Consider the following 26,424-nt stretch of genomic DNA (forward strand, 5'->3'; position numbering starts at 1 on the left):
CGAACCGGCCCCGACCGGGGACGTTCAGCCGGGCGGCCAGCCGGCGGGGATGCGTTCCAGCAGCCCACCGGCGAACACGTCGCGCAGCCCGAGCGGCTTGAGGTGGACGTACCCGATGTGGCAGTCGCAGGCCCCGTTCACGCAGGTGCGGGGCCGCAGCGCGGCCCGCCACGAGCCGTCGTACAGGTTGCCGATGGGCTCGTCGACGAAGTGGCAGCGGCGCACCGTCCCGTCGCCCCGCACGGAGATCGCCGTCTCCCCGGCGTGGCAGGGCCGGTCCAGCGACAGGTGCGGGCGCACGCTGTAGCCGAACAGCGGGTCCAGCGCCGTCCAGGCCGCCTCCTGCGCGGCGTCGTAGCGGTGGCCGTCGGCGGCGTTGACCCACAGGTAGACGTGCGGTGGCAGCGCCGCGCGCAGCGCCCGCGCCTCGTCGAGGTGCTCCGGCAGCCCCACCACCCCGACGGAGAACCGCACCCCCAGCTCGACCAGGCGGGCGCAGCGGGCCAGGAACCGCTCCCGGGTGACCTGCCCCGGGTGGTACGTCGTCCACAGCGCGGCCCGGGCCGGGTCGGCGTCGGCCAGCCAGTCCACCCGGGCGGCCAGGTTGGTCTGGATGACCACCCGGTCGACGTGCGGCAGGTGCGACAGCGCCACCATCGCCTCCCGGTACCAGCGGCGGGTCAGCCCCTCGCCCCACGGGGTGAACAGCACCGACAGCCGCACGTCGGTGGTCGCGGCCACCCAGCCGGTGAACCGCTCCAGGGCCGCCCGGTCGGCGGCCAGCACGTCCGGCGGGTCGCGCCGCTTCGCGAACGGGCAGTAGGGGCAGTCGTAGTTGCAGCTGGCCAGGGGGCCACGGTAGAGGATCGCCAGGCCGCTGCCGCTGGCCCCGCTGCCGCTGCCTGCGCCGCACCGGTCGGCCGTGCTCACCGGGGCACGTACCCGGTCATCGCGCGGCGCACCCGGGCGGAGGTCAGCCACGGCCCGACGGCGTCGGAGCGGGCCAGCCCGGCCGGGGTGAGCCGCAGCCCGCCGTCGGTGGCCCAGCCCCGCTCGACCAGCCGCCCCAGCTCGGGGAAGTCCTCGCCCGGCGCGGCGCCGAACCGGGCCGCGTAGGCGGCCGCGTCGACGCCCTCGGCGCGCAGCAGCGACTTCAGCAGCCACCGGCGGCGCTGCTCCGTGCCGTCGAGGGCGAAGCCGAACTCGGCGTACGCGAAGTCGCCGGCCGGACGCGCCAGGAAGTCGTCCAGCACCGCCCGCACCTCGGACACGCTGACCGCGTAGTCGAACGAGTAGTGCAGGCCCGTCGTGTACGACCGCGCGCCGCAGCCCAGCCCCACCATGCCGTCGTCCTGGCAGCAGTAGTCCGGCCCATCCGGCGCGGGCACGTCGGCGCGGCGGAACTGCCGCATCGACTCCTGCCGGTACCCGGCCGCGCCGAGCACCTCCACCGCCTGCGCGTACAGGGCGAGGCGCTGGGCGTCCCAGTCGGCGCGGGCGTGCGCCCGCCGGCCCAGCCCGGTCAGCGGGCGCACGTACAGCGGGTAGAGGTACAGCTCCTCCGGCCGCCAGGCCAGGGCCGCGTCGAGGCTCTGCCGCCACGTGTCGGCGGTCTGCCCGTCGATGCCGTAGATCAGGTCGACGTTGAGCAGCGGGATCGCCGCGTCGCGGATCGCGCCGAGCGCCGTCTCCACCTCCGTCCGCCGCTGCGGCCGGCCGGCGGCGCGGGCCTCGGCGTCGAGGAAGCTCTGCACGCCGATGCTCACCCGCGTCGTGCCGTGCGCGGCCAGCACCGCGAGCCGCTCCGGCGTCGCGGTGGCCGGCGACGTCTCCACCGACAGCGGTACGCCGGGCAGCCGCGCGCCCAGCGTCGACGTGGCGATGTCGAACAGCTCGGTCAGCTCGCCGGCCGTCAGGTACGTCGGCGTGCCGCCGCCGAACGCCACGCGGGCGTAGCCGGCGTCGCCGCCGAGGGCGTCGGCGACCCGCTCGGCCTGCCGGCGCAGCTGCCGCAGGTATGCCGTGACCTGCTCGGCGGGCGCGCCGGTGCGGGTGAACAGGTTGCAGAAGCCGCAGCGCATCTCGCAGAACGGCACGTGCGCGTAGAGGAACAGCGCGTCGCGGGGCTCGGCCCGCCACACGTCGGCGAGCAGCGGTCGGGGCCGCAGCGCCCGGTACGACGTCTTGTGCGGGTACGCGTACAGGTACTGCTGGTACGGCGAGCCGTCGAGGCCCGCGAGGTTGCTGGTCACCATTCTCCCGGTCGCAGGGTGAAGTGGGCGTACGGGACGGTCCACACCACGTCGTGGCCGACCCGGTGGCCGGTGTGGCCGTCCTCCCCGTACGCGGTGCCGTGGTCGGAGCACACGATCGTGAACACCGGTCGCCCCCGCCCGGTGAGCAGGGCGAACAGCCGTCCGAGGCGGCTGTCGACGTACTCCAGGGCGGCGGCGTGGCTGGCCAGGTCGTCGGCGTCGGCGCCGGGCAGGTAGTGCCGGTTGGGCTGGTGCAGCGCCGCGACGTTGAGGAACGTGAACAGCGGCTGCCGCGCCGGGACCCGGTGCAGCGTCTCGGCGAGCCGGTCGAGCTGCGCGTCCAGGCAGCCGGGGGCGGTGACGCCGAACTCCGGCTCCCAGTGCGCCTCGGCGAACAGGCCGGGCAGCACCGACCCGAGCGCCCCGCGCCGGTTGAAGAAGCCGACCCCGCCCAGGCAGAGCGTGTGGTAGCCCTCCCGCGCGAGGGCGGTCGGCAGGTCCGCCGCGTCGAACACCCAGGTGCGCTCGCCGGAGGTCTCGCTGCCGGGGAACGCCGCCGCGTACAGCCGCTCGTGCCGTCCCGGCGCGGCCGGGGTGGGCAGGAAACCGGCGAAGAACGCGTGGTGCGCGGCGTAGGTGAAGCTGGCGGGGGAGTGCCGCCGCTCCCACCGGCCGCCAGGCAGCACCCGGGCGAGGGCGGGGGTACGCCCGGCGGCGGCCAGGTCGTCGGCCACGTCGAAGCGCAGCGTGTCCAGGGTGACCAGGCAGACGTCGTGACTTCCGATCAGCTCCCGCACGCCACCACCTCCGCCGCGCGCATGCCGGTGGCCGTCGCTGCCGTGGCGGTGGCCCGCCAGCGTTCCCACCGGCCGCTGGTCAGCGCGTGCACCTGCTCGGCGTAGGTGTCCCGGCCGTCGGCCAGCACCCCGGGCAGCAGGTCCCCGAACGCGTTGACCTCCGCCACCGCGTGCCGCCGCCAGCCGAGCAGGAACATCAGGTCCACCCCGACGTGCAGGCTGCGCGGGAAGCACGCGGCGGCCCGTACGCAGGTCTCCATCGCCGCCGACCACGCCGCCGGGCCGGCGGCGGCCCGCAGCTCGGCCAGGTCGCCGCGCGCGTTGCCCAGGTGCAGGTTGGTCAGCGGCCCGGCGGCGGCCCGCACCACCGCGTGGGTGGGCCGCCCGGCGACGACCACCACCCGCACGTCGACGACCCGGTCGCCGAGACCCGCCTTGGGCAGCCACCGCTCCACGTGCAGCCCCTCGGCGGCGAGCCGGTCGACGAGCGCGGCCACGGTCGCCTCGTCGTCGTAGGTGCGCACCCGCAGCGAGTTGAACAGCCCGTCCGGGGCGACCTCGATCGGGGTGACCGCCCGCACGCCGCGCGGGCCGACGGCCAGGGCCAGCACCCCGGCCGCCGACGAGCCGTGCGCCGGCTTGACGAACACCCGCGCCCACCCGGCGGCGGCCATCGCGGCCCGCAGGGACGCGTACCCGTCGATGGGAGGCAGCGCCGCCGGGACCGCGACCCCGGCGGCGGACAGCCGCGCGTGGCAGCGGCGCTTGTCGCACAGCGCCGCCACGTCGCCGGGGTCGTTGAGCAGCTCCGCGCCGCCGGCGGCGACCCGAGCCAGGCCGTCGACCAATCCGGCGTACGCGTCGGCGAGGCCGAGCAGCTCGCCGTGCCGCGCCGGGGCGTCCGCCCGCCGCAGCAGCCGGTCCACCTGCGGGTCCTCGCCGGGGGAGTCGACGCGCACCAGCGCGCCGGCCGGCGGCGGGGCCGCCCCGGTGAGCACGTCGGCCCAGGGCAGCACCGCAGGGCGGGGCAGCCCGGCGGCGAGCACGGCGGCGGTGAACAGGCCGACGCGACGGTTGTCGGGGTTGCCGACGACGGTCAGGCGCATGTCACTCCGACACCGCCGTGTACCGGTGCTCCTCGTCGTCGTCGATGTCGGGCTCCTGCGGGTCGGACAGGTCCACCGTCACGCCGGGCACGGCGGCCCGGACCGCCGCGACGACCTCGTCGGAGACGTAGTGGTGGCTCAGGTCCAGCTTCGTGAGGTGGGTCAGCGGCTGCCCGCCGGCCAGGGCGAGCGCGCCCCGGTCGGACAGCGTGCCCAGCGACAGGTCCAGCAGCTCCAGCCGCCGCACCACCGGCGCGGCGGCCAGGGCCTCGGCGATCTCGTCGGCGTGCTCGGCGTTGCACAGCCCGAGCCGGCGCAGCGCGGGGAACCGCTGCCCGGCCAGCAGCGGGGCCAGATCGTCGACGGTCGTGTCGCCGCCGTAGTACTCGACGCCGAGCCACAGCTCCAGGTCGGTCAGCGCGGGCAGCTCGGAGTCGAGCACCGCGCGGACGAAGTCGCCGCTCAGGCCGCCGCTCTCGACCTCGAGGCGGCGCAGCCGCCCGTGGCGCACCGGCGAGAACCGGAAGTCCTCGCCGCCGCGCACCCGCAGCACCTCCAGCTTCGGGTACGCGGTCAGCAGCCGGCTGACGTCGCCGACCCGCATCCAGGAGATCTCGCACTCCTCGCTGACGATGTCGCCGAAGAACAGCGCCGTCAGGTTCGGCAGGCGCGGCGCGGCGGCGCAGAGCTGGTCGAGCGGGGCGGGGTTGACCGCCGCATACCCCCAGCTGCCGACGACGAGGGCCTGCACCGACTCGCCGACGGCGTCGACGAACCGGTCGAACGCGTCCCGGAAGCGGGGGCACGGCACGTGTTCGTTGGTGTCGCCCCAGTCGGCGTGGTCGATGCGCCAGGCGACGGGCCCGTCGACGGCGGGCAGCGGGCCGTCGGCGGGGACCTGGACGACCCGGAGGCCGGCGAAGGACTCGGCGTGCGACAGGACGCTCATCGCAGGCTCACTCCCCGACCGCGGTGAAGCGGTATTCGCGGCCGTTGTAGACGTCGGCCTTCTGCGGCTCGGACAGGTCGACCTCGACGCCGGGCAGGGCGGCGACGACCCGCTCGGCGGCGGCCTCGGACAGGAAGTGGTGGTGCAGGTCGAGGCGGCGCAGGTGGGTCAGCGGCCGGCCGGCGAGCAGCGCCTCGGCCCCGGCGTCGGTGAGCACCCCCTTGGACAGGTCGAGCACCGCCAGCCGGTCGACCACCGGCGCGGCGGCGACGGCCCCGGCGACCCGGTCGGCACCCTCGGCGTTGCAGACCGCGAGGTGGCGCAGCGCCGGCAGCCGGGTGCCGGCGAGGATCTCGGCGAGGTCGTCGGTGGTCGTGTCGCCGCCGTAGTCGGACCGGCCGAGCCACAGCTCCAGGCGCTCCAGCGCGGGCAGGTCGCAGCCGCCGACCGCGCGGACCACCGCACCGGGCAGCCCGCCGGTCTGGAAGACCAGCTCCCGCAGGCCGGTGTGGCGCACCGGGGTCAGGTGCAGCTCGTTGGCCCCGCGCACCCACAGCACCTCCAGCGACGGGTACGCCGTCAGCAGCCCGGTGACGTCACCGTGCGTGAGCCAGGAGATCTCGCACTGCTCGCTGACGAGGTCGGCGAGGAAGACCGCTCGCAGCGACGTCCACCGCTGCGCCGCGTCGATCAGCAGCTCCACGGGCAGCGCCCGCTCGTACGCCGAGCCCCACTCGCCGATCACGACCGCCCGCACCGCGGCGGCGGGCACCTCGTCGCGCAGGGCCGTGACCAGGGCCGCGAACTCCTCGGGCTCGGCCTCGAAGTCCTCGACCTCCAGCCGCCAGGCGACGGCCGACGGATCGTCGGGCAGCTTCATCCCCGGGGTGAAGGGCAGCACGGGCAGCCCGGCGAACGACGACAAGTGGGAGCGGATCACGCCAACCTCCGGCTCGACTGGTGCAGCGGCGGCGCGACCGTAACAGGCCGTACCGACAAGCTGATCACCGACCGGCCCCCGCCGAGGGCCATATCTAGTCATGAGCGTCGATGTCTGGTAGAAATCCTGCAAGGCCGGCCCCCTGAATCGCAAGAATCCAACCCCCACGGCGATACGGGAGAACCATGTCCACGACCCGCCCCACGCTGCGCCGCCGAGCGGTGACCCTGCTCGTCGCCGCGCTCGCGGCCCTCGGCGTCACGCTCGGCTTCGCCAGCCCCGCCCTGGCGATCACCCACTCCAGCGCCGCGTCCCAGTTGTCGGCCGCCGGCATCTCCTGGACCTCCAGCGGCAACTGCAGCGACCGCTACACCGCCACCTGCACGTCGTTCGACGGCATCCGGCAGGCCACCATCGACGGGATCATCACGTTCAAGCGGGTCAGCGGCTGCGCGATCACCATCACCGCCGGCACCGAGGTCGGCCACGCCGACGGCCCCTACAGCCACTGGACCGGCTACAAGCTCGACATCGGCCTGACCACCTGCGTGCAGAACTACATCTCGGCGCACTTCGCCTACGTCGGCTACATCGCCGGCTTCGGCTACCAGTACCGGTCCGCCTCCGGGAACCTGTACACCAAGGAAGGCAACCACTGGGACATCCTGTACTACACCTGCGGCTGCTGACCTCGTACGCCGACAGCCGCCGCCCGGCACGACGTCCCGCCGGGCGGCGGCTGTCCGGCTACGACGCCCGCGCCGCCGGGCACCTCACCTGACGGCCGACTCCGGGGCCGCCGCCGCGGCGGCCTCGGCGGGCTGCTCGGCGGCCCCGGCCAGCTCGCTCAGCTCGCCGATCTCGGCGGCGAGGCGGTCCGCGCCGACCTGCTGCCGCGGCTTCACCGTCGGGAACTCGGCGGTTTCCCCGCCACCGGCCGCGGCGGCCATCACGGCCGCGGCGGCCAGGTCGGCCACCCGCTTCGCCTCCCGCTGCACCCGGGCCCGCACGTCCTTGGCGTGCCGCTCGGCCGAGTCGGCGGCCGTGCGCGCCTCCTCCAGCCGGTTCGCCTCCGCCGTGAGCTCCTGACGGACCTCGGCCAGGCGGTGCTGCAACTGGTTGACCTCGTTCTCCAACGCCCCGCCCTCCCGGCGGATCTGCGCGAGCTGCTGCTGTGCGGTGTCCAGCTCGGTGTGCAGCTGCGTCAACGCCTGCCGCTGGCTGCCCACCTCCTGCTGCACGGCGGTGAGCTGCTCCTGGTGCGCGGTCGCCTGCTCGTCGGCGCGCTTGCGCACCTCCGTCGAGTACTGCTGCGCCTCGGCGATCAGGGTGGCGATCTTCTCCTCGGCGGCGGTGAGCTGCCCGGCCACGTCCCGCTCGGCCGCCGCCCGGTGCTCGGCCAACTCCTGCTCGGCCGCCGCCCGCCGCTCGTTGATCTCCCGCTCCACGTTGACCCGCCACTGCGCCAGCTCCTGCTGGCTCTGCGCGCGCGCCGCCTGGACCTCCTGCTGGATCTGGGTGCGGGCCGCCTTGGTCAGCGCCTCGGCCGCCGCCCGCGCCTGCTCCACCTGCTGGGCGGTCAGCTCGTTGATCCGCTTCGCCTCCTGCTGGGCCTGCTCGTGCGCGGCCTCACCGTCGGTCCGGAGCTGCTCCACCAGCTCCTGCACGTCCGCGAGCTGAGCCTCCGCCGCCGAACGCCGCTCCTCGTACGCCTTCTCCTGCTCGGCGCGCCGCGCCGACAGCTCCGCCTCCAGGTCGTGCAGCGCCTGGGCGGCGTGCTCCCGCGCCTCCACCAGGATCCGCTCCGCCTCGGCCTGCAGGTCGCCGGCCCGCTGCGCGGCGGTGTCCGTGATCGCCGCGGCCTGCTTCTCGGCGAGCGCGAGGATCTGGTCGACCATCGGCCCCAGGTCCCGGAACGACGCCTTGTCCACCTGCGCCGGCCGCTGGCGCAGCTCGGACACCTCCGCCTGCAGCGCCTGGAACTGGAGGGTCAGGTTGCGCAGCTGGTGCTGCGCCCGGTCCCGGTCGGCGGCCAGTGCCGAGGCCGCGGCCTCGACCTGCTCGACGTACCGGTCGACCTGGCGCTTGTCGTAGCCGCGCAACGCCTGCTCGAAGCTCGGCCGCCCGTTCGGCTCGTTGCGTACCGCGAAGGTTTCCCCGCCGTGGGACATCCGGCATCCTCCGTAGAGTCGGACCTATCCGAGAGCCGGCGGTGCGGCCGCCGGGCGTGATGGGGCGCAACGTTACCGGCGTCGCCTCCCGCCGCACACCCCACCCCGTCCGGGCCCGGTGTCGCGGCCCGGCCGCGACGGCCCTGGCCGGGGGGCCCGGCTGCCCCCGCCGGGTCCGCCGCCAGGCCGGGCCGCCGCGTCCCGCGCGTGAACCCGCCCGTTGTACGTGACACAACGCGACCGTCCGCCCCGGCAGTACCACCCCCGACCATGGGCCCTTTGCTCTGCACCCACGGACGCAACGCTCCACGCAGCGCGACGGCCCGACGTGGCCCTCGGCCATCCGCGATCTCGCATGTGCACAGGTAGACGGCGGTGTTGCGGATATAGGTGCAGAGCAAAGGGGATGCGGGATGCCCTGCGAGGTCGACGGGACATGACGCAGAGTCACGCCGACCGGCACGGGGAAGCGCCCGCCGGAGCTAGTCACGGAACGTCATCGGCTGCTGGCCTCGCCCTGCCTCGCGGAAAGAGGCGAGGTGAGGCGCGGCGGTCGGGGGCGGTCGAGCCTGCAAGGGGCGCGGTGGGGTCGAGCGGGCGATCGTTCACAGCATTCCTCCTTGTCTCCGATCGGTGGCGGAGCGGCATGCCGGTGCCCACGCCGACCCAGCGCGGGCGAGCGCTGGGGAAGGCGTTCCGGCGGCTCGGCGCTTTCGAGTCGGCAATCCGACAGGTCCGTCGAGCTGGGGCAGAGCTGGTGAAATTGGCCGTCGGCGGCCTGGCCAGCGGCGTTGTTTGCCCTGACCAGCCGGGCAGCACCGAACGAACTGGCCGACAACGGCCCGAAAGTCCATCGCCGTCGACGAAACGGACCAGCATCCCGCTGGTCGACGAGCTTGCCCGACGCGGAGCGGCGGACATAATCCTTTGTCCGCAGGCAACCAGTTCGCCCGCAAGCGGCGTACCAGATGATCCGCCGCCGCAAGGGCATCGCCTAACTTCATACTCTCGGAGAGGAGGACGGTTGTCCCCGTCCGACCACCCCTTCCACCTCTGGATCGCCCGCGATGCGCAGGTGACCGCTGTCGCCCTGACCGAGATGCGGATGAGCGGCAGGGCGAACGTGCGTGAGTGGGGCAGCATCACGGAGGTGACCCCCGGCAAACGGATCACCGGGAGCGCGGCGAGCAAGCGCGTCACCATCCAGCTCATCGTGGTGGCCATCGCCTCCCTGTACGCCTGCGGCCTGGCGTCCGCCGCCTACTGGTGGTTGCTCCTGGCCGTGGACCTGGCCCTCGTTCTGCTGGCGGTTGCCGCCGGGTTCAAGGCGGCCAGGCGGAGCACCGTGGTCGCCCCCGACATCGACCTCTACCCAGGCATCCACCGCCTGCTCGCCACGCACGAGGAACGGCTGTCGTTCCGGGATCTGCAGGCCCTGGCGGAGCGGATCGGCAGGACCCTCCCCGCTCTGGACAGTCTGGTCGACCCGAGCGACGCCGCCGAGTTGGTGGCGGAGAGCCTCTGGGAGGGCGCGGCGGTTCTGGCGCGCAGGCAGGAGATCCGCGAGGTGCGCGACGAACTGGGCCGGCACGCGTCGGACGGCACCGTCGAGACGAACCGTGCCCGCCTCGACCTTCAGAGTCAGCAGCAGCGGGCCGGCGACCTGTGGGAAGAGGTCAATGCGGACCTCGCGAGGCTGACGTCCCATCTGATGGCGACCGCAGCGGCGGGGGAGAGGTTCGTCCGCGACCAGGATCTCGATGACACGTTGCAGCGCACGGGGGCGGCCCTCGACAAGCTGTCGCTCGACGGCTCCCACGCCGGGGCCTACGCCGGTGAGCAGCTCGCCGACGAGACGACGGCCGTGTTGACGGCCTACCGCGAGCTGAACGACCTGTACGGCGGCAAGTCCTAGCAGCACCGACAACCGACCCCGTCCCGTCGGTCGCCGACCACCGGGCCGGCGTGCCCGACGACCTGGTCCGGCTCGTCGCGCGGCTGCTCGCGAAGGACCCGCAGGACCGACCGGCGTCGGCCATCGAGGTGTACTAGGTGCTGGCCCCCTTCGGGGCGGTCGAGGCCGGCATCGCCTCCGACGTCCCGATGACGATGGCCGACGGCCGGCAGGTGGACTGCGGTCAGAACGTGGCAATCGGGTTGACCGGGCTGCCGGACGTGCCAGCGAAGCGGACCGGCGCGACCGTGAGGTGGAAGTCCCACTGGCCGAGCTCGGCGGCCGTCGCCGCGCACGCCTCCAGGTCGCAGTTGTCGAGCAGCCACAGACCCATCGCGACGAGACCCACGGCATGAACCGGCATCAACACGTCGTCGTATCCCGACGGCTGAACATCCTGCGGGGTGTCGGCACCGATCAGCGCGACGCCGCGTTCATGCAGCCACGGCAGGCAGGACGCGTGCCAGCCGGCCTGCGTGAAACCGATGGACTCGCCGGCCTCGTGCCGGGCGCGGCCATAGCCGGTCCGTAGGAGCACCGCATCGCCGGAGCGCACCTGCACACCCTGGCGGCGCTCGGCCGCCTCGAGATCATCGGGAGACACACCCTGCCCCGGTTCCAGCCACGGCACACCGCGGGCCCTCGCGACGTCCAACAGGACGCCACGCGTGATGATCCCGTTCGCCGCCGCCGTGACGGCTGCCCACGCCGATCCCGTCGCGGGGTCGACCAACGAGTGCGACCGCCCGTTGTACATCGTGCCGTCCCAGAAGACGTGGCACGGCGAGTCGACGTGGGTGAGCGTGTTGCCGTGGAACGTGATGCCGATCCGCTCGGACGAGAAGCCCCAGCGCCGGTCGGCGTGGAAGCCGGGCACGGGCATGTTCTCGGCACCCGGCATATCGGCGGCGCACGGGCACGACGTCGTCGCCCGTTCCATCTCCTCCGGTGCGGCAACCTCCCACGCGCACGACACGCTCCTACCGTGGCGCACGGCCCGCGCCGCCGCCAGCCGGACGTCGTCGGTGATGTGGTTCAGGGTGCCGAGCTGGTCTTCGTCGCCCCACCGTCCCCAGTTCGACAGCAGGTTGAAATACCCGAGCACGTCGTCCTGCGTCGGCATCGCTCGCCCTGCCGTCATCCCAGCCGGCTCCTTCGGTCATGCGGTTCGAGGCACCGCAGGCAGGTTATCCCGCCGCCGGAACAGATCCGGCGATGACCGGCCGATCAGAGGCCGACTGACCGGCGCTGTCGTGCCCACACCCGACAGAAGTGGCACGCGAAGTGTCGGGTGCCCGGCACCGGTGTCGCCGCACGATGGGGGCATGGACGACACGACCTTGGTATCCCGGTTCCTTCGCGACGGCTTCGTGAAGCTGCCGGGTGCCGTCGCGCCGCGCGTCGCCGCGGACTGCGCCCGGCTGCTGTGGCGGGAGACGGGCTGCGACCCGGACGACCCGGCCACGTGGACGAAGCCCGTGCACTGGGTGCCCGGCCTGGCGCAGGGGCCGTTCGCCGCCGCACCCAACTCGCCGTTCCTCCACCACGCGTACGACCTGCTCGTCGGGCCGGGACGCTGGGAGCCGCGTTACTCGCTGGGCACGTTCCCGCTGCGTTTCCCGCACCCCGACGAGCCGAACGACGCCGGCTGGCACATCGAGGGCAGCTACCTGCCGGAGGGGGCGAACTGGTACTTCACGAACCTGCGCTCCCAGGGGCGGGCGCTGCTGATGCTGTTCCTGTTCAGCGAGGTAGGCGAGGAGGACGCACCGACCCGGATCCGGGTCGGCTCGCACCTCGACGTGCCGAAGGTGCTGGAGAAGTACGGCGAGGACGGGGCGAGCGGGCTGGACATCGCGCCCGACCTGGTGGCCGCCTCCGACCACCGGCCCCTCGCCCTGGCCACCGGCTCCCCGGGCGACGTGTTCCTGTGCCACCCGTTCCTGGTGCACGCGGCGCAACCCCACCACGGGACGAGGCCCCGCTTCCTGGCCCAGCCGCCCCTGATGCCGGCCGCGCCGTACGAGCTGGAGCGGGCCGACGGCGCGTACTCTCCCGTGGAGATCGCGATCCGCCAGGGCCTCGGGTGGGCATAGGCGGCTGACGAAGACGAGGGAGGCGGGACAACGGTGGGTCTGCGGGTGACTGGCCGCAACGCGCGGTTCCAGCAGTGGGAGGCTCTCCTGCGCAACCGGACCAAGCGGCAGCGCCGCGGCGAGTTCCTCGTGCAGGGCGTACGCCCGATCGCCGTGGCCATCGAGCACGGCTGGCAGATCCGGGAGCTGCTCTACGACGCCGACGTCCAGCTGTCCGGCTGGGCACGCGAGACGCTGGACACGGTCCGGGCCGAGAGGTTCGCCGTTTCCGGTGAGCTGATGCACGAGCTGGGCGGTAAGGCGGACGCGGTTCCCGAGCTGCTGGCGGTGGTCGCGCTGCCGGAGGACGACCTGTCCCGCATCCCGGCCGGGCCGACCACGCTCACCGTCGTGTTCGACCGGCCCACCAGCCCCGGCAACATCGGCACCCTCATCCGGTCCGCGGACGCCTTCGGTGCGTCCGGCGTGATCGTCACCGGCCACGCCGCCGACGTGTACGACCCGAAGGCGGTGCGGGCGAGCACCGGCTCGCTCTTCGCGCTGCCCGTGGTCCGGGCGTCCGCACCCCAGGCCGTCCTGTCCTGGGTCGCCGGCCTTCGCGCCGACGGGATCGGCGTCGGCGTGGTGGGCACCGACGAGCACGGCCCACTGGAGGCCGCCGAGTACGACTTCACGCAGCCCACACTGCTCCTGATCGGCAACGAGACCACCGGTCTCAGCGCCGGCTGGCGGGCGGCCTGCGACCAGCTCGTCCGGATCCCGATGACCGGGGCCGCCAGCTCCCTGAACGCGGCGGCCGCCGCGACCGTCGTGCTCTACGAGTCGGCACGCCAGCGCAGCGGTGCCGCCCGGCGGTGTCAGACGGTGCCCTGACCGGCCGAGGGTGCGCCGAGCAGCCGCTCGATGAGCCGGGTCTCGCCCGGCCAGGCGGCCAGCAGGACGTCCCGGGGCACCTGCCGGCCGGCGTAGCGCAGGGCGAGCGCCACCACGACGATGTCGTCGAGGGGGCCGATGACGGGCAGGAACTCGGGGATCAGGTCGACGGGGCTGGCCACCCACAGGCCGGCGAGCAGGATGGCGAGCTTCGCCCGGCGGGGCACCCGGGGGTCCCGGCGCAGCCGCCGGACCATGGTGACGCAGTCCGGGACGAAGGCGGCGAGGTCCCGCAGCAGGCCGGGCGGGAGCCGGCGCGCGAGCAGGATCAGCAGCGCCCAGGAGGCGACCAGCAGCGCGACCGCGCCGGCCAGGGCGACGGCCCAGTCGCGCAGGGCCAGGTCGTGATCGGGTACGGAGTGCACGACTGGTCAACGTAGTCGCGCTCCCCAGCGACGTGGGCAGGAGGTGCGGGTGTCAGCAGGAGCCCTCGTGCCAGCTGAGCTGCGTCACCGTCACCGGAAGATAGAAGATGTTGCCGCCGGGGGGCGTGCAGAGCGTGTAGTGGCTCGTCGACCCGTCCGGCCAGGTGTAGGAGTATTTCATGTCGACGTTGCGGGGCGTGTAGTTGTAGTAGGTCTTCGCGGGGGCGCTGCCGGACCACTCGCCGGCGCTCACGAGGGACGGAGTCTCCACGGGGGCGGGGTTCGGGTGCGCCCAGTTGGGCCAGACGCAGAACGTGCCCTGCGCGCAGTTCCCAGGCGGCCACGCTTCGGACGCCTGGGAAGGTGTCGCCGACGCGGCGGGCGCGGTGGCCAGCAGGCCGGCGGCGGATATGGCAAGGGCAAGGGATCTCAACAGCACGGCATTCCTCCCGAAATTCATTGACTTACGTCAAATTAACGTCGAAAAGTTGAGCGGTCAAGAACGTGGCCATGATCCCTGGTCGATCAGGATTTCGACCGTTCCGCAAACAGCGGCCACACCGGCTCGTCCACAAGGGATAAACTTGTTGTCGCACCGGAGCCCGGCGGCCCGGGCCCCATCGGAGGACGGGATGTCTGGACCGACCTGTTCGTAGGCCTGCTCAGGCTGCCGTGCCCCCAATGGTTCGTCGTGATCTCCATCGCGGTCGGGGAGGAGCGTCGATGAACCTGTCGGAAGGTCCACGCCGGACGGCGGCACGACGGTGGCCCTGGGTGCTCGCCGGCGTCGGCATGCTGGCGTTGGCGTGGTACCTGGCGGGGCCGATCGTCGGGGAGTACCTCGACGCGGACCTGCCCACCCGTGACCAGATGAGCAGTGTGGCCTCTCTCTGGGTCGCCATGGTGAGCCTGATGGTGTCCACGATCGCGGTCTGGTCGCAGCACCGGCAGGCGTCCCGCTCGGCGTCCGTGAGCGTGCCTTCGGTGGCCGATGTGGCCGAACAACTCGGCCAGGCGGTGCAGCATCAGTGGGAAGGGGAGGAAGAGCGCCGCCGCATCCATGATCCGGTCGCCCTGTCCCTGCGCTGGAAGGCCGTCGACGCGTTCTTCGACCACAAGAAGAACATCGGCCGGTCTCCGGCACGCGCACAAGGCCGCCCGATCGAGTTGAACGGGCGGCTCAGCGAGATCGCGCAGGTGTACCTGAGCATTCCGTCCAGGCGGCTGGTCGTCCTGGGTTCCGACGGGTCGGGGAAGACGGTCCTGGCGGCCCGGTTGGCGCTGGATCTGCTGCAGGTGCGCCAGCCCGGGGAGCGGGTGCCGGTCATCGTCAGCGTCGCCGCCTGGGACCCGACCACCACGGACCTGGCCGGTTGGTTGACCGCGAAGCTGGCACGCGACTATCCAGGGTTGGCCCCAGCGCGGTCCGGGCTCCCGAACCTGGCCGCCGAACTGCTCAAGGCCCACCTGATCCTGCCGATCCTCGACGGATTCGACGAGATCCCCAGGGGTCTGCGCAACCGGGCGCTGAAGCGGCTCAACGACGTCCCGAGAATGCCTCTGGTCCTCACCAGCAGGCCGACCGAATACACCGCTGCCATCGGTAGGGGACGTGTTCTCAGTGGGGCGGCCGGCATCGAACTGGCCGCACTCGATCTGCCAGACATCGAGGATTACCTATCCCGCTCCACTCGTCGGGAGGTCCTCCGCGGCGGTGGCCACTGCGGAGTGTGGGACCCGGTCCTGGACAGGCTCCGTTTGCAGCCGGCGCACCCGGCCAACAGCGCGGTACGGCAGGCGTTGTCCACGCCGCTCATGCTCTCCCTGGCCCGCACCGTCTATGGGGACACGCCCGAGCACGATCCGCTTGAGCTGCTGGACACGGCCCGGTTTCCCGACTGCGAGGCCATCGAACGACACCTCGTCGCCGCCTACCTGCCCGCCGTGTACGACCACGCTGACAAGAACGGGCGCCACTGGCCGCCCGAGCGCGCCCACCGTTGGTTGGCCCACCTCGCCTCGCACCTCGACCAGTCCGACAGCCGCGACATCGCCTGGTGGCGCCTACGGAACGGCATACCCAAGGTGCACCGCTTCTGGGCGTTCCTCGTCGCGTTCTATCCTGCAGCGACGTTCGGCGGATTCGGGTTGTCGCGGGCGCTTCATCTCGAGCCGGTTTCCTTCGTGGGGCCACTGATGGGGGGCTTCGTGGCGCAGGTGCTGGCCAACGTCACCTGCGTGCCCGCGGAGGGGCCCGATCCCGCCCGCACGCGTTTCGACTTCCGCCATCGCCTCCCGCACCTGGTGAGCATGCTCGGGCTCGGGCTCATGGCTGGGCTGACGGCCGGCAGCATTCTCGCCTGGCTGATCGGGCCCCCGATCGGGTCCTCCTTCGTGATCGCATTCGGATTGGCCCTCGGGTTGTCGATGGCGGTCACGGCCGCATCGCACAGCTGGATCGACATCGACACGGAGGTCAGCCCCGCGAGTGCCCTGTCCGGTGATCGGAGGCACACGATCCTGACCCTCCTCCAACTGGGCTGCGCGGTGTCCGTGTTCGCGTCGTTCATCTCCGGCCCGGTGTATGGCGTCGTGGTCGGGCTCGCGACCGGGCTCATGTGGGCACTCACGAGCGCGTGGGGGCAATGGTTGGTCCTGATACGGCTCTGGCTGCCCCTGCGGGGCCGCCTGCCGTGGCGCACGCTCGCCTTCCTGTCGGACGCGCGAGATCGGGGTGTGCTGCGTCAGGTCGGAGCTGTCTACCAGTTCCGCCACGCACGGCTCCAGCATTACCTGTCGGGGGCTGACCGAGCCTGATCCGGGCTCCTGGCTCCTCGCCCCGCGCCCCTTACCCGGCCCCCACCTTCGGCCTGACCGAGGACGTCTTGCGTCACTGTGCAACTGACGCCGACAAGGGCTGCGCATAGGGCAACATTCGAGAACCGGGGCGGTGGCCGGCGGTGTGAAACTCATGGATCTCTTACTCCCGGAAGGCGGAGTCATCATGAGTAACGACACCGTGCTCATACTTTTTCCCATCGCTGTCGGCATCGTCATGCTCGGGCTCGGCCTCACGCTGACCCTCGACGACTTCCGTCGCGTGGTGCGATACCCCAAGGCGATGGTCGTCTGCCTGGTCTCCCAGATGCTGATCCTGCCGGCGATCTGCCTGGGCCTGGTCGTCGCGTTCGACCTGCGACCCGAGCTGGCGGTCGGCATGATGCTGCTCGCCGCCTCGCCGGGCGGCAGCACGGCCAGCCTCTACAGCCACCTGTTCAAGGGCGACCTGGCGCTCAACATCTCGCTGACCGCCGTCAACTCGGTGCTCGCGCTGTTCACCCTGCCGATCATCGTGAACCTGTCGGTCGCGGGCTTCGTCGGCTCGGACAGCTCGATCGGCCTCCAGTTCGACAAGGTGATCCAGGTGTTCGCCCTGGTGCTGATCCCGATCGCGATCGGCATGGCGATCCGCGCGAGGTTCACCGACGCCGCCCTGCGGTTGGAGCGCGCCGTCAAGGTCCTGTCGGTGGTGGTGCTGATCCTGATGATCTCCAGTGTGATCGCCGGCCTCGGCTCGGAGGTGTTCGACATCCTCGGCGAGATCATCCTCGCCGTGGTGGCGTTCAACCTGATCAGCATGGGTCTCGGCTACTTCGGCCCCCGGCTGCTGCGCGTCGGCGAGCGGGAGTCGATCGCCTCGGCCTTCGAGATCGGCCTGCACAATGCCAGCCTGGCCATCACCATCGGGATGAGCCCGACGCTGCTCGACAACTCGACGATGGCGATGCCGTCGGTGACGTACGGCTTCGTCATGTTCTTCACCGCCGCCGTCTTCGGTGTCGTCGTCTCCCGGCGCGTGCGCGCGGGCACCGCCACCGGCGACTTCTCGGCGGCCCCGAGCCGGGTGTGACGCCGCTGCCGCGCCGGACCCGCGCCCGGGGGGGTCCGGCGCGGCCGTTCTCGCGCTCGTTGCCCTGGCCGGGGTGGTGATGCGGGCGTGCGCCGGCGCGGGGTCGGGGTGCGCCAGGAGGCGGGTCGGCGGCGTTGACGGGTGGCTGACGGCTGCCGTAACGTCGTATCGACGTACGCCAATGGATGGTGGGGTCGTCCGGGCCGGACGCCGCATCCACCTGGCGATTCCGGGCAATTCACCATCCGGGTCGCCGCGTCCGTCAGCAGCCAGGTCCACGGGAAACCACCGGCCCGTCAGCGACTGTGAACGCTAACATCACCCACCCCGCTTGCCCCTCCCCACCCCACCCCGCCCGCCGCCACCCCGCTCCACCCATCTCCACGCTCGCCGATCTTGCAGTTTGGGCCCCTCGCATGGGCGTTCGGCGCCATTTGTCGGGGCCGCAAGTGCAAGATCGGCGGGCGGGCGGGCGGGCGTGGCGTGGCGGAGGTGAGGCGGAAGCGGTGAGGGGCACCGGGTGGCCGGATCGAAGGAGAGAAGTCATGGGGAATCGAAAGCGGCTGGCCCTGCTGGCCGTCAGCACGGCCGCGACCGTCACCGTCGCGGCCGCCGGGGTGGCCGTGGCGCAGGCGGCGGCGGCCGGGTGCGCCGTACGCTACGCGGTGTCGTCGCAGTGGTCGGGCGGCTTCAACGCCGACGTCACCGTCACCAACCTCGGTGACCCGCTGACCTCCTGGCGGCTCACCTGGACCTACGCCGCGGGCCAGCAGGCGACCCAGGCGTGGAACGCTACCGTGACCCAGAGCGGCGCACAGGTGACCGCGACGAACGTCGCGTACAACGGCGCCGTCGCCACCAACGGCACCGTCGGGTTCGGCTTCACCGGCTCGTGGAGCGGCGCGAATCCGGTGCCCACCAACTTCGCGGTCAACGGGGTGACCTGCAACGGCCCGACGACCCCGCCGCCCACCACCACTGCGCCGCCCACCACGCCGCCGCCGATCGGCGACTACCCGCCGTCGGGCCGGCTGTGCAACAGCACCGACGTGATCGACATCGGCAAGTACTGGATCCCCAACAACCAGTGGGGCGCCGGCACCGGCTCGGGCAGTCAGTGCATCTGGACCAGCGGCGGCTCCGGTGACCGCATCTCGTGGGGCACCAGCTACAACTGGAGCGGCCAGGCCGGCACCGTCAAGTCGTTCGCGGCGGCGATCCTCGGCTGGCACTGGGGCTGGCGGCGGCAGAACACCGGGCTGCCCGTGCAGCTGTCCGCCAACCGCAACGTCAACACCAGCTGGCAGTTCACCGTCACGCAGAACGGCACCGTCAACCAGAACGTCGCCTACGACTGCTGGCTGCATCCGATGGCCAACCCGGGCTCCGCCGACCAGCCCTCGGACGAGCTGATGATCTGGCTCTACCGCTCCAACGCGTCCCCCGCCGGCAGCCGCCAGGGCACGGTCACCATCGCCGGCACGACCTGGGAGATCTGGCGCGGCTACGTCGGCACCTGGAACGTCTACTCGTACGTGCGGACCAGCAACACCACCAACGCGAACCTCAACATCCGCGACTTCACCAACGACCTGGTCGCCCGGGGCTGGATGAGCAGCTCCAAGTACCTGACCAGCGTCCAGGCGGGGCCGGAGATCTTCACCGGCAACGGCCAGGTCACCACCAGCACCTACTCGGTGACCATCAACTGACTCCGGACCGTCGGCCCCGTCCGCGCCCCACGGTGTGGCGGGGCCGGCGCGTGTGGCCGACCGGGCGGGGCGGCCGCGCCGCGAGGGGCAACGGGCGCGACCGCCGGGCCAGCCGCCCGGTCAGGGCGACGACGGCGCGTCCGGGGGCGCAGTGCAGGCCGGCGGAAGGTGGAACCAGCGCAGCGCCTCGACGCCCGACGGCAGGCCGGTCGGGCTCTCGTCGAGGCGGTCGTCGCGGCCGGCGATGATCCGCCGCGCCTCGCGCAGGTGTCCGGCCAGGGCCTCCTCGCCGACCCGTTCCCGCCGGCCGACGGCCATCGGGCCGCCGGTCAGCAGGGGGCCCAGGTCGGCCAGGCGCAGCGGCCGCTCCGGGCCGCGGCGGTGCCGCCACAGGCCGCTGCCGACGTCGAACCGGTAGTCGGTCAGCAGCCGGTGCCCGTGCCGGGCGATCAGGTCGACCGCGTCGACGAGATAGTCGGCGACCACGTCGGAGATGAAGTAGTTGAAGGTGATCCGCGCCCAGCCGGGCTTGATCCCCTCGCAGCCGAGGGCGATCTCCTCCCGGAACGCGCGGGAGCGCTCCTCGTCGATCGCCAGCAGGCGGTGCCCGTAGGGCCCCGCGCAGGAGCAGCCCCCGCGCGCCTGGATGCCGAACAGGTCGTTGAGCAGCGCGACGACGAAGTTGTGGTGCAGGTGACGGTCGCCGTGGCGGATCTGCACCGACACGATGGGCAGCCGCCGGGCCCGGGTGCCGCCCAGGACCTCGATCCCCGGGTTCGCCGACCAGCGGCGCAGCGCCCGCGCCCACAGCCGCTCCTCGCGGGCCCGGATGACCTCGGTGCCGACGGCCTGCTTGAGGGCGAACACCAGCCCCGCCCGGATCGACTCGACGATCGCCGGCGTGCCGCCCTCCTCCCGGGCGACCGGGTCGTCGAGGTACCGGTGCCCGACCGGGTCGACGAACGCCACCGTTCCGCCGCCCGGGGTCGTCGGCACCCGGTTGCGGGCCAGGTCCCGGCGCACCACCAGGACGCCGGGCGTCTGTGGGCCGCCGACGAACTTGTGCGGCGACAGGAAGACCGCGTCCTTGCCGTCGGCGGCCCCCGGCGCCGACTCGCCCATCCGGATCGGCACGTACGGGCCGGCGGCGGCGTAGTCCCAGCACGACAGGGCGCCGTGGGCGTGCAGCAGCGCGGCGATCGCGTCGGTGTCGGAGAGGATGCCGGTGACGTTGGAGGCGGCGGAGAAGCTGCCGATGCGCAGCGGCCGGTCCGCGTACCGGGCCAGTTGCGCGGCGAGCTCCGCCCGGTCGATGTGCCCGTCGGCGTCCGCGCCGATGACGACCACCTCGGCGTACGTCTCGCGCCACGGCAGCTCGTTGGAGTGGTGCTCGTAGGGGCCCACGAACACCACCGGACGATGCCCCGGCGGGACGCGGTCGAGCAGGCCGTGGCGGTGGGTCGGCCCGTGCGGCAGCCGCAGTTCGAGCATCCCGATCAGCTTGTCGACCGCCGCCGTGGCCCCCGAACCGCAGAAGACGACGACGTGCTCGTCGGTGCCGCCGACGGCGTCGTGGACGATCCGCCGGGCGTCCTCGCGCAACTGTCCCGTCGCCAGGCCGGTGGCGGAGCTCTCGGTGTGGGTGTTGGCGTAGCGGGGCAGCACCCAGTCCCGGACGGCGTCCTCCACGAAGTCCAGGGCCCGACCCGAGGCGGTGTAGTCGGCGTACGTGATCCGGCGCGGCCCGTAGGGGCCGTCCAGCACCTCGCCCTCACCGACGATCCCGTCCCGGATCCGGGCCAACAGCCGGTCTGCCGTGCTTGACGCGCCCAACGTGCCCATGGCGAACTGCCTCCCCGTGGCGGTGTCGGGGCAGGTCGGCGGGCGTCGATGTCCCGAGCGCCGACCCCAGTGTGCCCCACGCGGCCAAGGGACGGCGCGGCGGTCGGCCATCCGCGTGAGCTGGTGCCGGGACCGCTTCCGGTGCGACGATCGCGACCGTCCCTGCGGCCGACACGAGGAGAACACGATGGTCAGCGGTGCCGAGCTGGACGACTGCCGGCGGGTCGCCGAGGAGGCGGCGCGGCTCGGCGGCCGGGAGCTGCTGCGGCGCTTCGGCGACCACGGGCAGGTCGACCACAAGACGGCCTCCACCGACCTGGTGAGCGAGGCGGACCGGGCCAGCGAGGCGCACATCGTCCAGCTGCTGCGCGCCCGCCGGCCCGACGACGGCATCCTCGCCGAGGAAGGCAGCGGCCACACCGGCAGCTCCGGGCTGCGCTGGGTGCTGGACCCCCTCGACGGCACCGTCAACTACATCTCCGGCATGCCGTTCTGGTGCGTGAGCGTGGCCTGTGAGGAGGAGACGCCGGACGGCTGGCGGCCGGTCGTCGGGGTGGTCCTCGACCCGGTGCACGACGAGCTGTTCCACGCCGTCCGGGGCCGGGGCGCGTTCCGCGACGACGTCCCGCTGGCCCGGCCCGCCAGCACCGCGCTCGACGAGGTCATTCTCGCCGCCGGGTACGCCTACGACGTGGCCCACCGCAGGGTGCAGGCGGCCGTGGTCGCCGACCTGGCCGGCGACGTGCGCGGGGTGCGGATGCTCGGCTCCACCGCGCTGGCCCTGGCCTGGATCGCGGCGGGCCGCTGCGACGCGTACGTCGAGGACCGCACCTTCCGGTGGGACTGGGCGGCCGGTCTGGTGATCGCCGTCGAGGCCGGCGCGGCCGTCGAGGTGAGCGGCAGCCGGGTCCTCGCCGCCCCGCCGGAGCTGATCGACGGGCTGCGCCCCCGGGTCGCCGCGCTGGGCTGACGCCGCCGCGGGCCCGCGTCACGGTGGTGCGCTGATGGTGCGACGGGCCGCCCGGCGAGGGGGTGCGCCGGGCGGCCCGCCACGTGTGGGGAAGGCTCAGGACAGAGCGCGGCGAGGCTGGGGGAGCCGCGCGGGACGGCTCAGACGAACAGGGTGTTCGGGCCCAGGCCGCAGACGACCCGCCCGTACAGCTCGGTGTTGGTGTCGGGGTTGATCAGCCCGTGCAGGCTCATCGCGTTGACGTCCCGGACGATCCGCTGGATCGGCACGTCGCGGTAGATGGAGGTGCCGCCGCTGGCGGAGGCGAAGATGTCCACCGCCTCCTTGGCCAGCCGGGTCGCCCAGCCGTGGTCGGCGCGCACCCGGGCCCGCTCCTCGAGGGTCCACTCGGCGCCGGTGGCCGCCTTGGTGTCGACCAGGTCGGCGGCGTGGTACGCGTGGAACTCGGCCTGCTCGATCTTCATGAGCGCGGTGCCGACCTTCAGGTGGGTGACCGGGGCCTCGCTCTGGTTCTCGTACTCCGTGTAGGTGATCTTCCGACCGGGCAGCCGGTCGAAGAACTCGTCGCGGGCGGACTTGGCCACGCCGACGGCCGCGCCCACGCCCGACGCCGCCGCGTTCAGCGCCGCCGGGGTGCGCCAGACGGGGGAGTCGGCGTTGCCCTGCGACAGGCCCTGCGGGATCATCGCCGCGCTCATCGGGATGATGTGGCTGCTCGGGACGAACAGGTCCCGGGCCACGGTGGTGACGCTGCCGGTGGCGGTCAGGCCGGTGGTGTACCAGTCGTCCACGATCTCCAGGCTGCCGATCGGCACCAGCGCCATGATCGGCTCCGGCTCCGCGTCCGGGCGCACCACGACCACCGCGATCTCCTGCCACTGCGCGTGGTGGGCCCCGCTGATGAAGTGCCAGCTGCCGTTGACGACGAATCCCCCGTCGGTGGGCACGGCCGTGCCGCCGACGCTGTTGGTGCCGCACACCCGGGCGTGGGGGACGGCGAACACCTCGTCCTGGGCCTCGTCGGGGAACAGGCCGGCGAGCCAGGTGGGGATCCACAGCACCGAGGTGACCCATGCGGTGCTGGCGTCGCCCCGGCCCAGCTCGGTGGCGACCGCCACGAGCGTGCGGGTGTCCACCTCGTACCCGCCGTAGCGGCGGGGCGTGCGGAGCTTGAACAGCCCCGCCTCCTCGATCGCGGCTACCGTCTCGTCGTGCAGCCGACGATTCTCCTCCTGCCACGCCGCGTGCTTGCGGATCAGCGGGACGAGACCCGCCGCCCGCCGGACCAGCTCCTCGCGGGTGGGTGCTTCGGTGGTCGTGGACACGTGTCCTCCTCAACGGGGCGACCGGATCGACCGGGGTCGTGTCGGCCAGGCGCCCTCGACGCTGTCACACTCCGCGTGCCGCAACCTCTTCCGGATTGCCCGGCGTCCATACAGGACGACCGGACGGGGAAGGGCACGAGGGGAGAAGTCGGCATGCGGGGCCCGTGCCAGGCTCGCAGGTGTCGCCCGGCCTTCCCCCGGCCCGGCGGCGACCGTTGAGGGAGGAACGATGGCTTTTCCGCAGATCGTCTCGCGTGAGGAATGGACCACCGCCAGGGAGCAGCTCCTGGAGGAGGAGAAGGCGCTGACCCGCGCCCGCGACCAGCTCAGCGCCGCCCGTCGGGCCATGCCCGTGGTGCCGGTGGAGAAGGAGTACGTGTTCGACTCGCCGTCGGGCCGGGTGACGCTGCTCGACCTGTTCCAGGGCCGCCGCCAGCTCATCGTGCGGCACTTCATGTTCGCCCCGGAGGCGAAGGAGGGCTGCGTCGGCTGCTCGATGCAGGCCGACAACGTCGGCAACCTGTCGCACATGCACGCGCGGGACACCTCGTTCGTGATGATCGCCCGCGCGCCGATCGAGAAGATCGAGCAGTTCAAGGCCCGGATGGGCTGGAGCCACATCCCGTGGGTCTCGTCGTTCGGCAGCGACTTCAACTACGACTTCAACGTCTCGATGGAGAAGGGCGAGCTGCCGGCGGTCAGCTCGTTCATCCGCGACGGCGAGAAGATCTACCACGCCAGCTCGGTGTTCGACCGGGGCGGCGAGGTCTTCATCAACACCTACAACTACCTCGACGTCACCCCGTTGGGGCGGCAGGAGGAGGGGCTGGCCCACCCGTGGGACTGGTGGCGCCACCACGACCGCTACGACTCCGACGAGGCCGTCAACCCGGGTGAGAACTGGTGGACCGGGGTCAACAAGTTCCGGGTGCGCCAGGACGGCGCGCCCGCGCAGCCTGCGGAGGCCGGGACGCAGTGACGCCGGTGTGGTGGGGCGCGGCGGCGCTCCACCCGTCGGGGCGGCCGGTTCCCGGCCGGGCGGCGCAGGCCGTCCCCGGGGAGCCGGCCGCCGCCGTGTGCGCGGGCGGCACCGCGGGGGTGGATTCCCGCGGGTGCGGGCGGCACCGGGTGCGCGGACGACTCAGGGGACGGTGACGCTGTGCCGGGGCGGGGGTGCCGGGGCGGGGGCGCGGCGGGGGATGCCGCCGAGCATCCGCAGCGCCGCCGCCGACGGCGAGCCGGCCTCGACCGTGAAGGTGACCAGCATCAGGTCGGGGGTGTCCTCCAGCCGCAGCGTGTGCTGGTTGACCGTCAGCGCCCCGACGACCGGGTGGGCCATGTCGTAGGTCATCGTCTCGCAGGTGCTCACCGGGTGCTCGGCCCACATGCCGGCGAACTCGGGGCTGCGCGACAGCAGCTCCTCGACCAGCCCGACGACCCGGCGGTCGCCCCGGTAGCGCCCCACGGCCATCCGCAGGTAGGCCACCACCGAGCGGGCCTTGCCCGGCCAGTCGGCGTACAGCTCGCGCATGCGCGGGTCGAGGAAAACCGACCTGCTCATGTTGGGCGCCTCGTCGAGGTGCCAGGCGAGCAGCGCGTGGCCCAGCGGGTTCCAGGCGTGCACGTCGGTCGCGGCACCGAGCACCATCGCCGGCACGTCGGGCATCATCGCGAGCATCTGGTGCAGGGCCGGCGGCGTGGTGTGGGACCGGGCGGCCCGGCCGGTCGTCGCCCGGCCGGGGCGGGCCAGCACGAACAGGTGGGCCCGCTCGTCGCCGTCGAGCTGCAGCGCCCGGGCGACCGCGTCGAGCACCTCGTCGGACACGTTGTGCGCCTGGCCCTGCTCCAGCCGGGTGTAGTAGGAGACGCTGACCCCGGCGAGCTGGGCCAGCTCCTCGCGGCGCAGCCCGGAGACCCGTCGGCGCTCGCCGTAGCGGGTCAGGCCGGCGTCCTGCGGGCGGATGACGCCGCGTCGAGATCGGAGGAACTCGCCCAGCGGATTCATGCGACTCAGTATGACCGACGAGCATGACACTGTCAGTGGTACCCACCGTAGGAGTACCAACGGTTTCCGGCCGGGCGGGCGGACTCCGCCGGACCCGGCCGGAGCCGGACTAGTGTCCTGATCGGACGGTCAGGCCGTCTCGGTCAGGAAGCGCAGGATGTGGGCGTTGGTGATCTCCGGCTGCTCGGTCAGCGGGACGTGCCGCGAGTCGGGGACCAGCGCGCCGGCCGACCCCTTCGGCAGGGCCTCGACGATCCGGGCCAGCTTCTCCTCGTTCATCGCGAAGGCGACGTCCTGCACGCCGAAGATGTTCAGCGTCGGCTGCGTCGGCAGGGCGCCCCACAGCGCCCCCTGCTCGGCCCCCCACTCGGGGGTGCCGAACGTCGCCGGCGGGAAGTTGGTCCGGTACATGCCCAGGGCGGCGTGCAGGTTCTCCGGCTTGCCCAGGGCGGCCCGGATGTCGGCCAGGTCCTGCGTGACGTCGTAGCCGTCGCGGGAGTACTTGTGCAGCATGAACTCCAGGAAGGCCAGGTCGTTGGCGGCGACCAGCTCGTCGGCGGCGGCCATCTGGAAGAACCAGAAGTGGGCCTGGACGTTGATGCCCCGGGGGTCGAGCAGGTACTCGCCGAAGAACTGGAACGGCGGCACGTCACAGGCGACCAGCCGCGACCAGCGCTCCGGCGCCTGCACCACGGCGGCCCACGCGACGGCGGCCCCGAAGTCGTGCCCGATCAGCACCGCCCGCTCGTCGCCGCCGAGCACCTCGTGCAGCGCGTTGACGTCGGCCACCATGTCGCGGATGTGCTCGCGGCCCGGCGGCGGGACGGAGCTGGGGGCGAAGCCGCGGGTCCACGGCGTCACCACCCGGTAGCCGGCGTCGACCAGCACCGGCACCAGGTGCCGGAACGAGTTGGGGGTGAACGGGAAACCGTGCACCAGCAGGGCCAGGGGGCCCTCGCCGAACTCACGGTATGCGATGTCGACACCGTTGACGGTGACCTGTGATTGACGCATGGGATGCCTCCTCGGCGGGCATGGATTGCACCAAGACTGGCCGAGCCGAACACCCCCCGCTTCTTCCTGCGTGCTGCCTC

23 protein-coding genes are annotated in these 26,424 nt (G+C 72.7%); 9 read left to right on the forward strand and 14 right to left on the reverse strand.

Annotated elements, in window-relative coordinates:
* Window positions 1-24: 24 nt before the first annotated feature.
* The 6 genes from LPA42_RS01140 to LPA42_RS01165 are packed head-to-tail and all read right to left on the reverse strand — an operon-like array spanning window position 25 to window position 6,047.
* On the reverse strand, window positions 25-930 hold the full coding sequence (locus tag LPA42_RS01140; RefSeq protein WP_077940207.1) for an STM4011 family radical SAM protein: 906 nt from the start codon (window positions 928-930) through the stop codon (window positions 25-27).
* Window positions 927-2,252 (reverse strand): STM4012 family radical SAM protein, encoded by a 1,326-nt coding sequence (locus LPA42_RS01145; protein WP_228986229.1) that lies wholly within the window; start codon window positions 2,250-2,252, stop codon window positions 927-929. Before LPA42_RS01145 ends, LPA42_RS01140 begins: the two co-directional genes overlap by 4 nt.
* Window positions 2,249-3,052, reverse strand: coding sequence for an STM4013/SEN3800 family hydrolase (locus tag LPA42_RS01150; protein ID WP_077940209.1), 804 nt, complete (start codon window positions 3,050-3,052; stop codon window positions 2,249-2,251). The genes LPA42_RS01145 and LPA42_RS01150 overlap by 4 nt, the downstream gene beginning before the upstream one ends.
* Window positions 3,040-4,158: an STM4014 family protein gene (locus LPA42_RS01155; RefSeq protein ID WP_077940210.1), complete on the reverse strand. Its 1,119-nt coding sequence runs from the start codon at window positions 4,156-4,158 to the stop codon at window positions 3,040-3,042. The genes LPA42_RS01150 and LPA42_RS01155 overlap by 13 nt, the downstream gene beginning before the upstream one ends.
* A gap of 1 nt (window position 4,159) precedes the next feature.
* Window positions 4,160-5,107 carry an STM4015 family protein gene (locus LPA42_RS01160; RefSeq protein WP_077940211.1) on the reverse strand — a complete coding sequence of 316 codons (948 nt, stop codon included), beginning with the start codon at window positions 5,105-5,107 and terminating at the stop codon, window positions 4,160-4,162.
* 7 nt (window positions 5,108-5,114) lie between these two features.
* Window positions 5,115-6,047, reverse strand: a complete 933-nt coding sequence (locus tag LPA42_RS01165; protein ID WP_077940212.1) for an STM4015 family protein — start codon at window positions 6,045-6,047, stop codon at window positions 5,115-5,117.
* A 185-nt stretch (window positions 6,048-6,232) separates the two neighbouring features.
* Between LPA42_RS01165 and LPA42_RS01170 the strand changes: the two genes are divergently transcribed.
* On the forward strand, window positions 6,233-6,736 hold the full coding sequence (locus tag LPA42_RS01170; RefSeq protein ID WP_077940213.1) for a hypothetical protein: 504 nt from the start codon (window positions 6,233-6,235) through the stop codon (window positions 6,734-6,736).
* A gap of 84 nt (window positions 6,737-6,820) precedes the next feature.
* Here the strand turns inward: LPA42_RS01170 and LPA42_RS01175 are convergent, their stop codons facing one another.
* Complete coding sequence (locus LPA42_RS01175; protein ID WP_077940214.1) at window positions 6,821-8,218, reverse strand: hypothetical protein; 1,398 nt, start codon at window positions 8,216-8,218, stop codon at window positions 6,821-6,823.
* A 1,024-nt stretch (window positions 8,219-9,242) separates the two neighbouring features.
* Between LPA42_RS01175 and LPA42_RS01180 the strand changes: the two genes are divergently transcribed.
* A complete protein-coding gene (locus LPA42_RS01180) occupies window positions 9,243-10,133 on the forward strand; it encodes a hypothetical protein (RefSeq protein ID WP_077940216.1) in 891 nt (296 codons plus the stop codon).
* Between the two features lie 223 nt (window positions 10,134-10,356).
* Here the strand turns inward: LPA42_RS01180 and LPA42_RS01185 are convergent, their stop codons facing one another.
* Complete coding sequence (locus tag LPA42_RS01185; RefSeq protein WP_077940217.1) at window positions 10,357-11,295, reverse strand: cyclase family protein; 939 nt, start codon at window positions 11,293-11,295, stop codon at window positions 10,357-10,359.
* A gap of 202 nt (window positions 11,296-11,497) precedes the next feature.
* Here LPA42_RS01185 and LPA42_RS01190 point away from each other — a divergent pair, with 202 nt between their 5' ends.
* Window positions 11,498-12,268 carry a phytanoyl-CoA dioxygenase family protein gene (locus LPA42_RS01190; protein WP_077940218.1) on the forward strand — a complete coding sequence of 257 codons (771 nt, stop codon included), beginning with the start codon at window positions 11,498-11,500 and terminating at the stop codon, window positions 12,266-12,268.
* 39 nt (window positions 12,269-12,307) lie between these two features.
* Window positions 12,308-13,141 (forward strand): TrmH family RNA methyltransferase, encoded by an 834-nt coding sequence (locus tag LPA42_RS01195; RefSeq protein ID WP_228986270.1) that lies wholly within the window; start codon window positions 12,308-12,310, stop codon window positions 13,139-13,141.
* Here LPA42_RS01195 and LPA42_RS01200 read toward each other — a convergent pair.
* Window positions 13,126-13,536, reverse strand: a complete 411-nt coding sequence (locus LPA42_RS01200; protein WP_077940230.1) for a YkvA family protein — start codon at window positions 13,534-13,536, stop codon at window positions 13,126-13,128. The genes LPA42_RS01195 and LPA42_RS01200 overlap by 16 nt on opposite strands.
* A gap of 82 nt (window positions 13,537-13,618) precedes the next feature.
* Window positions 13,619-13,837: a hypothetical protein gene (locus LPA42_RS01205; RefSeq protein ID WP_144082813.1), complete on the reverse strand. Its 219-nt coding sequence runs from the start codon at window positions 13,835-13,837 to the stop codon at window positions 13,619-13,621.
* A 452-nt stretch (window positions 13,838-14,289) separates the two neighbouring features.
* On the opposite strand from LPA42_RS01205, the gene LPA42_RS01210 reads away from it, so the two are divergent.
* The 3 genes from LPA42_RS01210 (at window position 14,290) to LPA42_RS34320 (ending at window position 19,188) form a co-directional block, all read left to right on the forward strand.
* Entirely contained in the window at window positions 14,290-16,383 is a 2,094-nt protein-coding gene (locus LPA42_RS01210) for an NACHT domain-containing protein (protein ID WP_158229513.1), read from the forward strand.
* Between the two features lie 187 nt (window positions 16,384-16,570).
* Window positions 16,571-17,476 carry a bile acid:sodium symporter family protein gene (locus LPA42_RS01215; RefSeq protein WP_077940222.1) on the forward strand — a complete coding sequence of 302 codons (906 nt, stop codon included), beginning with the start codon at window positions 16,571-16,573 and terminating at the stop codon, window positions 17,474-17,476.
* A gap of 545 nt (window positions 17,477-18,021) precedes the next feature.
* The gene (locus LPA42_RS34320; protein ID WP_308291139.1) at window positions 18,022-19,188 is read left to right on the forward strand and encodes a cellulose binding domain-containing protein; all 1,167 of its coding nucleotides are present in this window, start codon (window positions 18,022-18,024) and stop codon (window positions 19,186-19,188) included.
* Between the two features lie 120 nt (window positions 19,189-19,308).
* Here LPA42_RS34320 and LPA42_RS01230 read toward each other — a convergent pair whose 3' ends face one another.
* On the reverse strand, window positions 19,309-21,030 hold the full coding sequence (locus LPA42_RS01230; protein WP_077940231.1) for an aminotransferase class V-fold PLP-dependent enzyme: 1,722 nt from the start codon (window positions 21,028-21,030) through the stop codon (window positions 19,309-19,311).
* A 187-nt stretch (window positions 21,031-21,217) separates the two neighbouring features.
* On the opposite strand from LPA42_RS01230, the gene LPA42_RS01235 reads away from it, so the two are divergent.
* Window positions 21,218-22,000 (forward strand): inositol monophosphatase family protein, encoded by a 783-nt coding sequence (locus tag LPA42_RS01235; protein ID WP_158229514.1) that lies wholly within the window; start codon window positions 21,218-21,220, stop codon window positions 21,998-22,000.
* Window positions 22,001-22,140: 140 nt separating this feature from the next.
* Here the strand turns inward: LPA42_RS01235 and LPA42_RS01240 are convergent, their stop codons facing one another.
* Window positions 22,141-23,325, reverse strand: a complete 1,185-nt coding sequence (locus tag LPA42_RS01240) for an acyl-CoA dehydrogenase family protein (RefSeq protein ID WP_077940233.1) — start codon at window positions 23,323-23,325, stop codon at window positions 22,141-22,143.
* 229 nt (window positions 23,326-23,554) lie between these two features.
* On the opposite strand from LPA42_RS01240, the gene LPA42_RS01245 reads away from it, so the two are divergent.
* Complete coding sequence (locus tag LPA42_RS01245; RefSeq protein WP_043969032.1) at window positions 23,555-24,304, forward strand: DUF899 domain-containing protein; 750 nt, start codon at window positions 23,555-23,557, stop codon at window positions 24,302-24,304.
* Window positions 24,305-24,466: 162 nt separating this feature from the next.
* Here the strand turns inward: LPA42_RS01245 and LPA42_RS01250 are convergent, their stop codons facing one another.
* Window positions 24,467-25,330, reverse strand: a complete 864-nt coding sequence (locus LPA42_RS01250; protein WP_043969033.1) for a helix-turn-helix transcriptional regulator — start codon at window positions 25,328-25,330, stop codon at window positions 24,467-24,469.
* Between the two features lie 129 nt (window positions 25,331-25,459).
* Complete coding sequence (locus LPA42_RS01255; protein WP_077940234.1) at window positions 25,460-26,344, reverse strand: alpha/beta fold hydrolase; 885 nt, start codon at window positions 26,342-26,344, stop codon at window positions 25,460-25,462.
* Window positions 26,345-26,424: the final 80 nt, after the last annotated feature.

Origin of the sequence: Micromonospora sp. DH13 (assembly GCF_020873825.1) — a bacterium.
In the GTDB taxonomy this organism is placed as follows: domain Bacteria; phylum Actinomycetota; class Actinomycetes; order Mycobacteriales; family Micromonosporaceae; genus Micromonospora; species Micromonospora haikouensis.